Annotated in this window: 13 protein-coding genes; 9 read left to right on the top strand and 4 right to left on the bottom strand. The window is 39.1% G+C overall.

The features are described from left to right. Positions 1–2: 2 nt before the first annotated feature. Together BV214_RS13825 and BV214_RS13820 are read right to left on the bottom strand one after the other, a co-directional pair. Positions 3–959, bottom strand: coding sequence for a phosphoribosylaminoimidazolesuccinocarboxamide synthase (locus tag BV214_RS13825; RefSeq protein ID WP_086478101.1), 957 nt, complete (start codon positions 957–959; stop codon positions 3–5). Positions 960–968: 9 nt separating this feature from the next. Next, complete coding sequence (locus BV214_RS13820; protein ID WP_086478100.1) at positions 969–1,922, bottom strand: PhoH family protein; 954 nt, start codon at positions 1,920–1,922, stop codon at positions 969–971. A gap of 128 nt (positions 1,923–2,050) precedes the next feature. Between BV214_RS13820 and BV214_RS13815 the strand changes: the two genes are divergently transcribed. The 5 genes from BV214_RS13815 (at position 2,051) to dnaN (ending at position 6,855) form a co-directional block, all read left to right on the top strand. Continuing rightward, positions 2,051–2,881 (top strand): SAM hydrolase/SAM-dependent halogenase family protein, encoded by an 831-nt coding sequence (locus BV214_RS13815; RefSeq protein ID WP_086478099.1) that lies wholly within the window; start codon positions 2,051–2,053, stop codon positions 2,879–2,881. A gap of 11 nt (positions 2,882–2,892) precedes the next feature. After that, a complete protein-coding gene (locus tag BV214_RS13810; RefSeq protein WP_086478098.1) occupies positions 2,893–3,177 on the top strand; it encodes a putative quinol monooxygenase in 285 nt (94 codons plus the stop codon). 20 nt (positions 3,178–3,197) lie between these two features. Next, positions 3,198–3,929, top strand: coding sequence for a gliding motility-associated ABC transporter permease subunit GldF (gene gldF / locus BV214_RS16830; protein WP_176328522.1), 732 nt, complete (start codon positions 3,198–3,200; stop codon positions 3,927–3,929). Then, complete coding sequence (gene gldG / locus BV214_RS13805; RefSeq protein ID WP_176328521.1) at positions 3,929–5,593, top strand: gliding motility-associated ABC transporter substrate-binding protein GldG; 1,665 nt, start codon at positions 3,929–3,931, stop codon at positions 5,591–5,593. Before gldF ends, gldG begins: the two co-directional genes overlap by 1 nt. A 143-nt stretch (positions 5,594–5,736) precedes the next feature. Further along, a complete protein-coding gene (gene dnaN / locus BV214_RS13800) occupies positions 5,737–6,855 on the top strand; it encodes a DNA polymerase III subunit beta (RefSeq protein WP_086478097.1) in 1,119 nt (372 codons plus the stop codon). A gap of 71 nt (positions 6,856–6,926) precedes the next feature. Here dnaN and BV214_RS13795 read toward each other — a convergent pair whose 3' ends face one another. Next, positions 6,927–7,265, bottom strand: a complete 339-nt coding sequence (locus BV214_RS13795) for a DUF4870 domain-containing protein (protein ID WP_086478096.1) — start codon at positions 7,263–7,265, stop codon at positions 6,927–6,929. 203 nt (positions 7,266–7,468) lie between these two features. Next, positions 7,469–7,921 (bottom strand): hypothetical protein, encoded by a 453-nt coding sequence (locus BV214_RS13790; RefSeq protein ID WP_086478095.1) that lies wholly within the window; start codon positions 7,919–7,921, stop codon positions 7,469–7,471. Positions 7,922–8,303: 382 nt separating this feature from the next. On the opposite strand from BV214_RS13790, the gene mnmE reads away from it, so the two are divergent. From mnmE to BV214_RS13770, 4 genes are all read left to right on the top strand, one after another. After that, on the top strand, positions 8,304–9,701 hold the full coding sequence (mnmE, locus tag BV214_RS13785; RefSeq protein ID WP_086478094.1) for a tRNA uridine-5-carboxymethylaminomethyl(34) synthesis GTPase MnmE: 1,398 nt from the start codon (positions 8,304–8,306) through the stop codon (positions 9,699–9,701). A gap of 183 nt (positions 9,702–9,884) precedes the next feature. Then, positions 9,885–11,039 carry a site-specific integrase gene (locus BV214_RS13780; RefSeq protein ID WP_086478093.1) on the top strand — a complete coding sequence of 385 codons (1,155 nt, stop codon included), beginning with the start codon at positions 9,885–9,887 and terminating at the stop codon, positions 11,037–11,039. 269 nt (positions 11,040–11,308) lie between these two features. Beyond that, positions 11,309–12,946, top strand: coding sequence for a T9SS type A sorting domain-containing protein (locus BV214_RS13775; RefSeq protein ID WP_086478092.1), 1,638 nt, complete (start codon positions 11,309–11,311; stop codon positions 12,944–12,946). Between the two features lie 12 nt (positions 12,947–12,958). Continuing rightward, positions 12,959–13,378, top strand: coding sequence for a lipocalin family protein (locus BV214_RS13770; RefSeq protein ID WP_176328520.1), 420 nt, complete (start codon positions 12,959–12,961; stop codon positions 13,376–13,378). Positions 13,379–13,544: the final 166 nt, after the last annotated feature.

Below are 13,544 nucleotides of genomic sequence, written 5' to 3'. Positions count from 1 at the left end.
CCCTAAGACCTCGTAGATAGATAATTGAGTACGTTGCGCTCTATCCGCTCCTGGATATTAGAGATATCCCCTTTTATAAATTTCTCACCTGTAATATTTTCGAACAATTCTATATATCGTTCGGAAACCGATTCTATATACGCATCAGACATTTCGGGAACTACCTGTCCTTCTAGGCCTTGGAAATTATTAGAGATTAACCATTGCCTAACAAACTCTTTGGACAATTGTTTTTGTACTTCTCCCTTATCCTGTCTTTCCTGATATCCATCCGCATAGAAATAACGGGATGAATCCGGTGTATGGATTTCATCGATCAATACAATTTCTCCTTCCTTGGTCTTCCCAAATTCGTATTTGGTATCTACAAGAATAAGCCCTCTTTTGGCAGCTATCTCCGTCCCTCTTTCAAAAAGGGCACGGGTATATTTTTCCAATTGTACATACTCTTCTTCACTTACAATTCCCCGTTCCAGAATTTCTTCCCTAGAAATATCCTCATCGTGGTCGCCCATCTCTGCTTTGGTGGCCGGGGTAAGTATAGGAGTGGGGAATTTATCGTTCTCCTTCATCCCATCGGGCATGGCAACGCCGCACAAATCCCTTTTTCCCTTTGCATATTCCCTAGCTGCGTGTCCGGACAAGTATCCACGGATAACCATCTCTACTTTATAAGGCTCGCAGGCGTGACCTACGGCCACATTGGGATCTGGAGTAGCCATTAGCCAATTGGGTACTATATCGGCCGTATCGGCCATCATTTTGGTGGCTATCTGGTTTAGGATTTGCCCTTTATAGGGGATGCCTTTTGGCATCACCACATCAAAGGCAGACAGTCTGTCCGTAGCAACCATCACCATTAAATCGTCTTCCAGGGTATATACTTCCCTCACCTTTCCCTTATAGACCGACTTCTGACCTGGGAATTTAAAATTTGTATTAATTATTGTATTGCTCATCAAGAAAAATCAATTATTGTGCTCAATTCCTTTATAGGCATCTATCACCTTTTTCACCAATTTATGTCTAATTACATCCTTATCGTCCAAATAAATCACCTTTATTCCGTCTACGTTCTGCAAGACCAACAAGGCCTCTTTTAGTCCGGAAACATACCGCCTTGGTAAATCTATTTGCCCTGGGTCCCCATTAATCAGAAATTTGGCATGCTTCCCCATTCTAGTAAGAAACATTTTCATTTGAGCATGGGTAGTATTTTGTGCCTCGTCCAAAATTACAAAGGCATGGTCTAAGGTACGCCCCCTCATAAATGCCATGGGCGCTATCTGTATGGTGCCATTTTCCAAATAATGGGCCAATTTCTCAGGAGCTATCATATCCCTAAGGGCGTCGTACAACGGCTGCATATACGGATCTAGTTTCTCCTTCATATCTCCAGGTAGGAAACCTAAATTCTCTCCGGCCTCTACCGCTGGTCTGGTCAAAATAATCCGTTTCACCTGTTTCTCCTTCAATGCCCTTACGGCAAGCGCTACCCCAGTATAGGTTTTCCCGGTTCCGGCGGGGCCTACGGCAAAAACCATATCGTTTGCATTTACGGCATCTACCAATTTTCGCTGATTGGAGGTCACCGCACGAATTAGTCGGCCTTGGGTACCGTGCACCAATACCTCCCCACTAGCCTTGGAAGATTCCACTTCCTCCTGGCCATTAGCAGTGAGTAATCGTTCTATACTATTTACATCAAGCTTATTGAATTTGGCGTAATGTGAGGTTAGCATATCAAATCTGCGATCAAACTCATCCAATTGCGCCTCATCACCGTACACCTTGATCTTATTGCCACGGGCAACGATTTTCAGCTTCGGAAAATGCTTTTTCAACAAATCAATATTCTCATTGTTCTGTCCAAAAAATTCCCTTGGGCCGATATCCGTAAGTTCTATGATAAGTTCGTTCAAAAATTAGGTATATTAGAAAGGATTAGAAATAAATTTAATATTTTGGTTCGATAATAATTTGTGTAATTTTGTGACACAAAATTAAGTAAAAAACTACTCACCAAACAAAAACATATCAACAGTCCTCTATGCCTATAATTACATTAACTACAGATTTTGGATATAAAGATCATTTTGTAGGGGCCATTAAGGGAACAATTTACAAAGAACTGGGAGATCCCAAGATTGTTGATATCTCACATGCCATATCCCCTTTTAACATTCAGGAGTGTGCCTATATCCTTAAAAACTCCTATAAAAATTTCCCTGACGGAAGTATCCATATTGTAGGGATCGATTCTGAACTATCCCCTGAAAATCAGCATATAGCGGCATTTGTAGACAACCATTATTTTATCATGGCCAACAATGGGGTTATAGGTCTGATAACTTCCGAGATAGTACCAGAAAAGGTAGTGGAAATTCAGTTACCCAACTCGGTGGATGGTCCGTTTCCGGTATTGGACGTTTTTGTGAAGACTGCCTGCCATATTGCAAGAGGTGGTAAATTGGAAGTGATAGGAAGGGATTTTAAGAATTTAAAAGACCTTAGGGATGTTAAGCCTAGGCTATCTGCCGATGGCAATACCCTCTCTGGAAGTGTAATCTATATAGACAACTACGGCAATATAGTTACTAATATAGAGCAAAACGATTTTCTACTCTACGGAAAAGGGAGGCCTTTTACTGTGTCTGTCCGCAATAAACGCATTAGACAGATACACCGTAAATATGGTGAAATTGTGGATTACAATCAAGAAAGGGAAAAACGCAAAACCCCGGGGGAGCTTCTCGCCTTGTTTAATACCGCTGGATATTTGGAAATTGCGATCTATAAGAGCGACCTCAATACCGTGGGTGGCGCCTCTACCCTATTAGGGTTGGATTATAGGGATACCATAGCCATTGATTTTGAATAAGCCCCTGCCCTATGATGGTGAGAATCGTAAAATTAACCTTTAAGTCCGAAAACATTACTAGTTTTAAATCCCTCTTTGAAAAGCACCGGATAGCTATGCAAAAGGTGGATGGATGTACGTTTTTGGAGTTGCTACAAGACATAGAAGACCCACGTGTTTTTTTCACTCATAGCCATTGGAAAAGCAAGGCCCATTTGGAGGCGTATAGAAAATCGGAATATTTTGGCCAAATTTGGAAAAAGACCAAGTTGCTTTTTGAGGAAAAACCGGAAGCATGGTCTTTGGAAAAACAATAACAAAACCCTAATTGAACCGCATGATCGCAATTTTTAAAAGAGAAATCCAGTCGTTCTTCACCTCTCCCATAGGGTATTTGGTGATTGGACTGTTCTTGGTACTAAATGGACTATTCCTTTGGGTTTTTAAAAGCCCTTATAACCTCTTTGATTACGGGTTTGCAGATATGGGACTATTTTTCCTCCTTGCTCCTTGGGTATTTTTATTCCTAATTCCCGCAATTACCATGAAGAGCTTTTCCGAAGAAAAGAAAATGGGCACCTTAGAATTGCTTTTTATAAAGCCAATATCCCTGATGAATTTAGTGATGGGAAAATTTCTAGGGACCTTTTTATTGTCCGTGATCGCTATCATTCCCACCCTCCTCTACGTATATACCATTTCAGAATTGGGTACCACCGTGGGTAATTTGGATCTAGGAATGGTTTTGGGATCCTATTTTGGGTTGTTATTCCTTATCGCCAGCTATACGGCAATAGGATTATTTGCCTCTACCCTATCGGAAAATCAGATTGTGGCTTTTATCTTAGCCATGGTACTAAGTTTTTTAATTTTTTACGGCTTTGAAGGAATCGCGGAAACCATCCCTTCAGGGAATTGGCACTTATTGATAAAAAAAATAGGGATGAAAGCCCATTTTGATAGTATCGCGCGCGGGGTGCTAGACACTCGGGATATTGTATACTTTATAGGTCTTTGCGCGTTCTTTTTATTCCTAACCATGAATCAGCTAAAAAATCAAACTAGATAATGGGAAACAGCTTGCTATCCATTTTAAAGGCATTGTTAGTGCTGATTTTGTTTAATGTCCTAGGGAATATTTTCTACACCCGGGCAGATCTTACGGAAGACAAAAGGTATACCCTATCTCAACCTGCCATAGAAGCCGTGGAAAAATTTAATGCCCCGGTGATTATAGACATTCTACTAGAGGGGAATTTACCCCCGGAGTTCTTGAGGTTACGGGACGAAACCCGACAATTACTGGGAGAATATGTTTCTAAGAACAAGCACCTAAAATTTGCGTTTGTAGACCCTATGGAGGATGCCCCCTCTACGGAAGCGATGATTGGGGAACTACAAGGTTTGGGACTTACTCCCACTCAGGTAACCGTGGAACAGGGTGGAAAGGTCTCGCAAGAAATTATATTTCCATGGGCCATTGTTACTTACGGAACTAAATCCGTAAAAGTTCCCCTTCTAAAAAATAAATTGGGAGCTAGTTCCGAGGAGCGGGTTAACAATTCCGTTCAGCACTTGGAATATGCCTTTGCCAACGCCTTTACCCAATTAAATTTGACCGATAAAAAGCGGGTTGCCGTTATTAAGGGCAATGGACAGCTAGAGGATATTTTCATGGCAGATTACCTCACCACTATCCGGGACTATTACAATATTGGGGCCATTACCTTAGATTCTGTTGCCAGCAATCCACAAGGAGTATTAGATCAGTTGCGCGACTTTGACCTGGCACTAATTGCTAAACCTACGGAAGCCTTCACCGAGGAAGAGAAGTTTATTTTAGACCAATATATTACCGGAGGAGGAAAATCCCTATGGCTTATAGATCAGGTAGCCATGGAAATGGATAGCCTTTACAATGAACAGGGCACGGCCCTGGCCTTTCCCCGACAATTGAATTTGGACGATTTTTTCTTTCGATATGGACTTAGGTTGAATGCCAATCTAATTAATGATTTCTATGCCACCCAGATAGTAATGGCCACCGGAGAAGGAAATGACTCCCAGTACAACCCGGTACCTTGGCACTACCACCCCATGGTTATCTCCAAAAACGATCATCCCATCAACACCAATTTGGAAGCGCTACGGTTCCAGTTTGCAGGATCTATAGATACCCTTTCCAGTTCGTATAACAAGCATATATTACTGGAAAGCTCCCCCTATTCCAAGGCAGAGGGTGCTCCTAGACAAATTAGCTTGGAAATAATTAATAGTATTCCCAGTATAGAAAACTATGAAACGGGCCATATACCCTTGGCGGTTTTGGTAGAAGGGGAATTTAACTCCACTTTTACCAATAGGGTAAAACCTATTGCCCTAGAGAAGGTGTTGGACAAGGGACCCCAAAATAAGATGATCGTTATTTCGGATGGTGACCTAATTAAGAACCAAATTCGCAACGGAAGACCGTTGGAATTGGGGTATGACAAGTGGACAAATAACTATTATGGCAACAAAGAATTCCTGATTAATTGCCTTAATTACCTTTTAGACGATAATGGACTTATAAACATTCGTACAAAGAAAGTAGCGATACCATTTTTGGACGAGGTGAAAATTAGTGAGCAAAAAACCAAATGGCAGCTGATTAATATTGGCCTGCCACTGGTTTTGACCCTTTTGTTTGGATGGGCAATTAACGCTTTTAGACGCAAAAAATACAGCCGATAAGTGTTAATAAGTTTCTTTCCATAAAAAGGACATTTAAAATATCTTTGTTTTTGAGTGAGATGCAAGGAATTCTGCTGATATTAGCCTTATTATCCTAATGGAAAATATGAACTAAAGGTTCCTTAAAAATAAATAAGAGACACATGAAATTTATAGTATCTAGTACCTATTTACTAAAACAGCTCCAAATTTTAGGAGGGGTTATCAACAACAGTAATACCCTACCTATTCTGGACAATTTTCTTTTTGATCTAAAACAAAGCGAACTTACCGTTTCCGCCTCAGATCTAGAAACCACCATGAGTTCCGTTTTGGAGGTAGACTCGGACAATGAGGGAACCATTGCGGTACCAGCAAAACTATTGTTAGAGATTTTAAGGACCTTTCCAGAGCAACCTTTAACTTTTGTTGTGGAAGACAACAACACGGTAGAAATCAGCTCTAACCACGGTAAATATGCGTTGGCCTATGCGGATGGATCAGAATTTCCAAAATCCGTAGAACTGACTAATCCTTCTTCTACCACTATTATGGGTGATGTGTTGGCCACTGCCATCAACAAAACCATTTTTGCTGCGGGCAATGACGACCTTAGGCCGGTAATGAGCGGGGTGTTTTTTCAATTTTCTCCGGAAAGCCTAACTTTTGTAGCTACGGATGCTCATAAATTGGTAAAATACCAACGTACCGATATTACGGCTTCCAAGGTGGCCGAGTTTATTATGCCGAAAAAACCATTGAATCTTTTAAAAGGGATCTTGGCTGGTAGCGAGACCGATGTATTGATAGAATACAACGAGAGCAACGCCAAGTTCAGCTTTGAAAATACGGTTTTGATCTGTAGGCTAATCGATGGGAAATACCCCAATTACGAGGCGGTAATTCCAAAGGAAAATCCAAACAAACTATCTATCTCTAGAACCCAGATTTTGAGTTCGGTTAGAAGGGTATCTATTTTCTCTAACAAGACCACGCATCAAATTCGATTAAAAATAGCAGGAGCGGAATTAAATATTTCTGCCGAGGATATAGATTACAGCAACAAGGCGGAAGAGCGTTTAACTTGCTCCTACCAAGGAGACGATATGCAAATTGGATTCAACTCCCGTTTCTTGGTAGAAATGTTGAACAACCTCACTTCCGATGATGTACAGTTAGAAATGAGCCTACCTAATAGAGCAGGTATCCTTACCCCTATAGACGGTTTGGATGAAGGCGAAATGGTCACTATGTTAGTGATGCCGGTAATGCTGAATAGCTAATACATTACACCGAATATCACCATAAAAAAAACCGCATTGTTCTCAATGCGGATTTTTTTATGGTTCATTTCTTAAACAAACTTAATACTCAACGGGTAATAAGGATCCTCCCCATTAGAAACTTTAATGGCATTGACAATGGGAAATATAAGGCAAAGGAGTCCTACTGCAATAATACCCAGGAATCCCAATCCACATAATAAGATTAGAGGAATACATGCCAAGGCATATAGGATCATACTAATCTGAAAGTTTACAATGGCCTTGCCATGCTCGTCCATATCTATTACACTGTCCCGTTTTGTAAGCCATAACACCAAGGGGACAATAAATCCGCCAAAGCCGGTTACAAGATCTAATAGCTGACTTAAATGGGTGATGATCAATAATTGTTTATTCTCTACTTTCATTCAATATAATTCTTAATGGAACACTAAACATATACATAAAGCCTAAAGGAAAGTGTTAGGTATTGAAAATGGGTTCCAAAACCTCATAATTTGTAATAACCAACACAAGCTGTACTTCCTAGTAACGACCTCTAGTAATGGTAAGACGAGGAGTGCTACTTAATGTTACAAATATGGATCGGAAATTTTATACGTCAGGGTACTTATTGTTTTTTATATAGTTTCTCCAATTTCAATTCATTTACACGTATATTGTTATGGAGCTTTGCTATCTTATTGTTCAGGTTCTTAATATCCACGGGAGACAATTTCCCTTTCCTTTCCCCCTTGCTAATGCTGGCTTCTATTTTTTCGATTTTTTTAAGGTCCTTTGCAATCGCCTTTTTTCTAGATTCTATTTGGGAAACAATTTTCTCTTTGCTCTTTATGGACTTTTCTGCCTTACGCCTAGCTTTTTCCGCTTTCTTGGTGTCCCTTTCTGCTTTTGCTATACGCTGTTCTATACTCTTTGCTTCTTTTAGCCGCTCCTTTTCCAATTTCTGTTTCAACTTTATTTCCTCAGCAGTGGGTACAGGAAGCGTTTTAGGCTCTTGTGCAAAGGAGAAATTAAAACAAGCCAGTAATAAGAGGAAACCGAGGAATTTTATAGTTCTCATGTTCTATTTTTTTATCAGGGCAGTTTAAGGAAACATACCTCGTATTTATAGTACCAGAATAAATGGACGGCATACCAATAATAAGGGATAATCATCAAGTATTCTATTATAGTAAATTTACCCATTTATTCCCTGCCTTTAGTGAAAAAACCCATAATTAACACTCCCTCTAAATTCATTTTTTACAAATGCACTGATAGCTATCCGTAGTCCTATTTTTTATATGTGGGAGGCAACATTTATTCAATAAAAACACCTACTTGTATAGCCCCCACTTCATTCGCTTGGGTTGTCCCAATAAATTGTATTTTTGCAACAAATTAAAGGGGTATAACAAGCTCCCTGTATTATGAGCCCAATAGGGACACTTAGAATCTGATTCATGACGAACAACGACAATATTATTGCCTTGGCCACTGCCTCCGGAGCGGGTGCCATTGCGGTTATCCGTATTTCTGGAAAGGATGCCATTTCCATAACCAACCCCCTTTTTAGATCCATTCACGGTAAGGATTTAAAAAAGCAAAGGAGTCACACTATTCATTTGGGGCATATTGTGGATAAGGGAAAGGTATTGGACGAGGTGTTGGTATCGGTATTCAAAGGCCCTAATTCCTATACGGGCGAGGACGTTATAGAAATCTCCTGTCACGGTTCCCCTTATATTCAGCAACAGATCATTCAGCTATTTCTACGGAATGGTTGCCGATCTGCCCAGGCCGGGGAATTTACCCTGCGTGCCTTCCTACACGGAAAAATGGATTTGAGTCAGGCAGAGGCCGTGGCAGACCTAATCGCTTCCGATAATGAGGCCAGTCATCAGATAGCTATGCAACAGATGCGGGGCGGATTTAGCAACGAAATAGAAAAACTACGACAAGAGTTACTCAATTTTGCTTCCCTTATAGAATTGGAACTCGATTTTGCAGAGGAGGATGTGGAGTTTGCGGACCGGAGTGAGTTTAAAGAATTGCTTAGCAAGATCCAGGAGGTATTAAAGCGATTAATTGATTCCTTTGCCGTGGGGAACGTCATAAAAAATGGAATTCCCATCGCTATTGTAGGAGAGCCCAACGTAGGAAAGTCTACCCTCTTAAATGCGCTGTTGAATGAGGAACGCGCCATTGTAAGTGATATTGCAGGTACTACTAGGGACACCATAGAAGACGAAATTAATATTGGAGGTGTTGGATTCCGTTTTATAGATACTGCGGGAATTAGGGATACTAAGGATGTTGTGGAGAGTATAGGTATCCAGAAAACTTTTGAGAAAATTGCCCAGGCCCAGGTAGTAGTGTTGTTGGTAGATGCCTATGAAATGGCGTCCGATCCAGACAAACTAAGATCTAGCACGGTAGAATTGGAAAAAATAAAAAACAGGTATCCCCAAAAACCATTGTTGGTCATTGCCAATAAGGTAGACAGGCTGAAGGCGGAAGAAATAGAGGCTTTAAAAGCACAAATTTCCGAGCTTTACCTTTTATCGGCCAAAACCGGATTGGGTGTTGAGGAATTGAAAGAACGCTTATTGGAGTTTGTAAACACCGGTGCGTTGCGAAACAGTGAAACCATCGTCACCAATACTAGGCACTACAACGCCCTTATAAAAGCTTTGGAAGAGATAGAGAAGGTTCAGTTTGGAATGGACGAGGAAACCCCTAGCGATTTGTTAGCCATTGATATAAGGGAAGCCCTTTACCATTTAGGGGAAATCACCGGACAAGTGACCAACGACGAATTGTTGGGCAACATTTTTGCTAATTTCTGTATCGGCAAATAGACATTCATTTTATTTGATATCATATAATATCATTTGACTGCAAATAGCTGGAAATCAAAAGATTGTTAATAAATCGATAGATTTTATTTTCCTATACTTATGTAATAATTGTACTTTTATTGTGTCTCATGTGTGTCGCTTCTTCTATTTATAAGACGAGACACAAAAAAATGTGTCGCTATGATGAAAGTTCACTTAAGGAAGAAGAAATTAAAAACTGGGAGACAGAGCCTTTATTTAGAGTTTTATAAAGGAGTTAAAACTCTTAGCAATGGAAAGGTTAAGCACCTAAGGAATTACGAATACTTACAACTCTATTTAATAGAGGATCCTAAAACGACGGCTGAAAAGAAAAAGAATCAAGAACAACTTGAATTGGCCGAACAAATATTGGCCATTAGAAAAGCCGAAGTCTATCAAGGAAGGTATAACCTTAAAAACGACACCAAAGGAAAAGTTGGTTTATTAGACTTTTATGTCCAGAAGAAAGAGGAACGCTACCAGTCCAAAGGAAATTATGACAATTGGGATGCTGCCCAGAAACATTTGGAGGCCTATTGCTCCCCTTCTATTACCTTAGACGATATTGATCTTGATTTTATAAAAGGGTACAAGAAATACCTAGATACCGTTGCTGTTACCCAGAGTAATAAGAAGTTATCCCAAAACACCAAGAATGCGTACTACAATAAATTTAAGGCTTGTTTAAATGCCGCTTTTGAAGAGGGATATCTCAATGAGAATTACATTAAGAAAGTCAAAGGTTTTTCAGCCGCTGAGTCCACACGAGAATACCTCACCTCCGATGAACTCCAAAAACTATCCAAGACCCCCTGCCCTATTCCTTTATTAAAACGCGCTTTTCTCTTTTCCACCTTATCGGGGATACGTTGGTCTGATATTAATAAGCTAAAGTGGTCCGAGGTCCGCGATGAGGGGGTGGACAATTCCGGGAATTTTATATTCCGCATTGTCTTTCAGCAAAAGAAAACCGAAGGGGTGGAATACTTATATATCTCACAACAGGCTAGGGAGCTTTTAGGGGAACGCAGAGGCCCCAATGACCGCGTATTCAAAGGTCTAAAATATAGTGCCCATATGAACCTCCAACTCCTCCGTTGGTGTATGTTTGCCGGCATCCACAAGCACATCACCTTCCATTCCGCCAGGCATACCAATGCGGTGCTATTACTGGAAAATGGTGCGGATATCTATACCGTCTCCAAACGTCTTGGTCACCGTGAAATACGAACTACGGAAATCTATGCCAAAATCATTGACAAGAAGATGAAGGAAGCCGCGAACTTACTTCCTAAGTTGAATTTGGATTTGATGTAACACTCGTTTAAGGTTACAATATCACGTGCTCATAGTTTAGGGTTTTTCAAGTCCATGCGCTTTTCGATCTCATCTATTCAATATTTTCCGCAATATCGCTTGTTTATAAACATCTGATTGTTAATTGCTTTCCAATAATCCACTGGATGTTTTGGGAAATAAGAGCTATGTTAGTTACCGATAAAATGAGGGTATAGTAACTTGTTGTTATATATATATGTTGTAAACAATTTTTACACAAACATTAACCATAAAAAACAATAGAAATTATGAAAAGAAAACTACTTTTAATCCTACTCTTAATTTGGAATTTCAACTCAATATTTGGACAAATTTGTGGAACACCTCCTCCAACTACTCCAATAATTTACCCCCAAGAGGACAATAACACAAAAGGCAAAGAGTCGAACTCTTACAAAAGTTCTAGTTCATATACTTGTATCAATGTGTTTTTCCATATTGTAAGAAATACAAATGGAACGAATGCGTTCCCATTGCCAGATACAAATGATATAACGGTGGAACTTAACGAATTTTATAGTCCACATAATATCATAATTAATAATATAGGAACTAACTTTATTGATAATTCTGACTTCATTCAAGTAGATGAAGGTGAACACACAGTATTAATGAATTCTGGTTATGATGTCCCGAATGCTATTAATTACTATATAGTTGAAGAATTATGGGATGTTTACATCAATGGTGTATACCAAGGGTTTGTAACTGGTGTAGCAGATAGTATTCCATCAAACAGTTTAGTCATAAGAAGTGATAGAGTTCTTCTACCTACTTCACATCACGAATTGGGTCATTGTTTAAATCTTTACCATACCTTTCAAGGTACTGCTCCAAATACTTCTGGGTGTGCAGAAGCAATTAATGGGTCAAATTGTAGTACTTGCGGAGATGTTGTATGTGATACACCTGCTGATTCAAACGCTGGAAATTCAGGAGGTTACACACCTGATTTAACAAACATTATGTCATACTACAATAATAGGGACCATTTCACAAATGGCCAAGGTAACAGAATGCGATATGCCATACAAAACGAATCTGTTTTACAAAATATAACCGCCAATTCTTGCCCGTCGTTAAATGGTCCAAATACAATCTGTAGTCCTTCAAATTCAACATTCACCCTTCAAAATGGAGGGACGCCCGTAACTTGGCAAGTATCATCAAATTTATTGGTTGTAAGCAGCAACGACACTTCGATTACAGTCAAACCAAAGTACAGTAGCGGAAGTATTGGACAGATAACTGCAAACCTAAGCTCTGGTGCAGGTTTAACAACAGAAGTTCAAATCAATAATCCCAGTTTAACAAATAGCGAGGTATTTGTCCGGGACAGTAATTATAACAATTTAACTGGAAGTGGCACTTCGCTAGACCCATATTTAATTTGTGACGGTGAGGAATATGTAATCAATATGTATTCAAATTATGTAAATAGTATAAACTATACTACTATCCCGAGTGGTTGGACATCCTATTCATATGGCATTTATGAGATTGCCTTTACACCCAATAATATGAACTACGGCAACACTTATGCCATAGATATAGATTATACAGGTATCTGTAGTAATGGTGTGCACACAATATATTTTAAAAAGGACAATTATTGCTTCGGAGGTTATTTTACTGTTTCGCCAAACCCAAGTTCAGAAACTCTGAATATTGAGTTTAAAAATCCAAACCAAGCAAATACTACTTTTAGCGAAACCGAACTAAAATCCAATTATAAATTGTATGATTTTCATTCCAATCTCGTTCTACAAGGGAACTTGGATAAACAAAAAAATTCCATTAATGTTTCATCCCTAAGAAAAGGAATGTATATTCTTAAAATCTATATTGGTGAAAATGTAGAAACACATCAAATTATCATTAACTAAAAATTTATGGTCATGAAAAACATAATCTTATTATTCACTATTATTATATCATTTAGTTCCTGTAGTCAAAATGATGAAAATCAAAAAAATGAAAACTCTATATATGGAACTTGGAAATTAGTAGAAATATACGGAAGTGATGGAGGTAATAGTCCACAATGGAATCCTGTTAACAATGGTTACACTTATACATTTAACTCTGATAATTCATTTGCATCAAATAGATTTTCTGAGTGTTCAACTGGAATGTATGAATTAACTTCTTCCAATTTAACCTTAAAGTATAATTGTGATGGCTTTAATACTGGTATTGAAAATCCTCCTGGTTCATTTGTGGAAAATTATGTCTTTGAAAGTAACCATCTAATTTTAACACCGACCTATTTAAATTGTGATGAAGGTTGTTCTTATAAGTTCGAAAAAGTGGAATAAAAACTGTTTACAACCATGTATAACCGCAATTACGGCGGATTCGACTACGTCCGAATCCACTCGGAATTGCTAACGTCTGTGCCAAACCGAAAATTAACGCATATTAACCCGTAACTGACGGTTATACGAGACCGTCAGACTGTCTCAAAACTTGACAACTCTGTTG

This window comes from Arenibacter amylolyticus (assembly GCF_002150785.1).
In the GTDB taxonomy this organism is placed as follows: domain Bacteria; phylum Bacteroidota; class Bacteroidia; order Flavobacteriales; family Flavobacteriaceae; genus Arenibacter; species Arenibacter amylolyticus.
The sequence above is the reverse complement of the archived record's forward strand: the minus strand, read 5'-3'. Positions and strand labels throughout refer to the sequence as shown.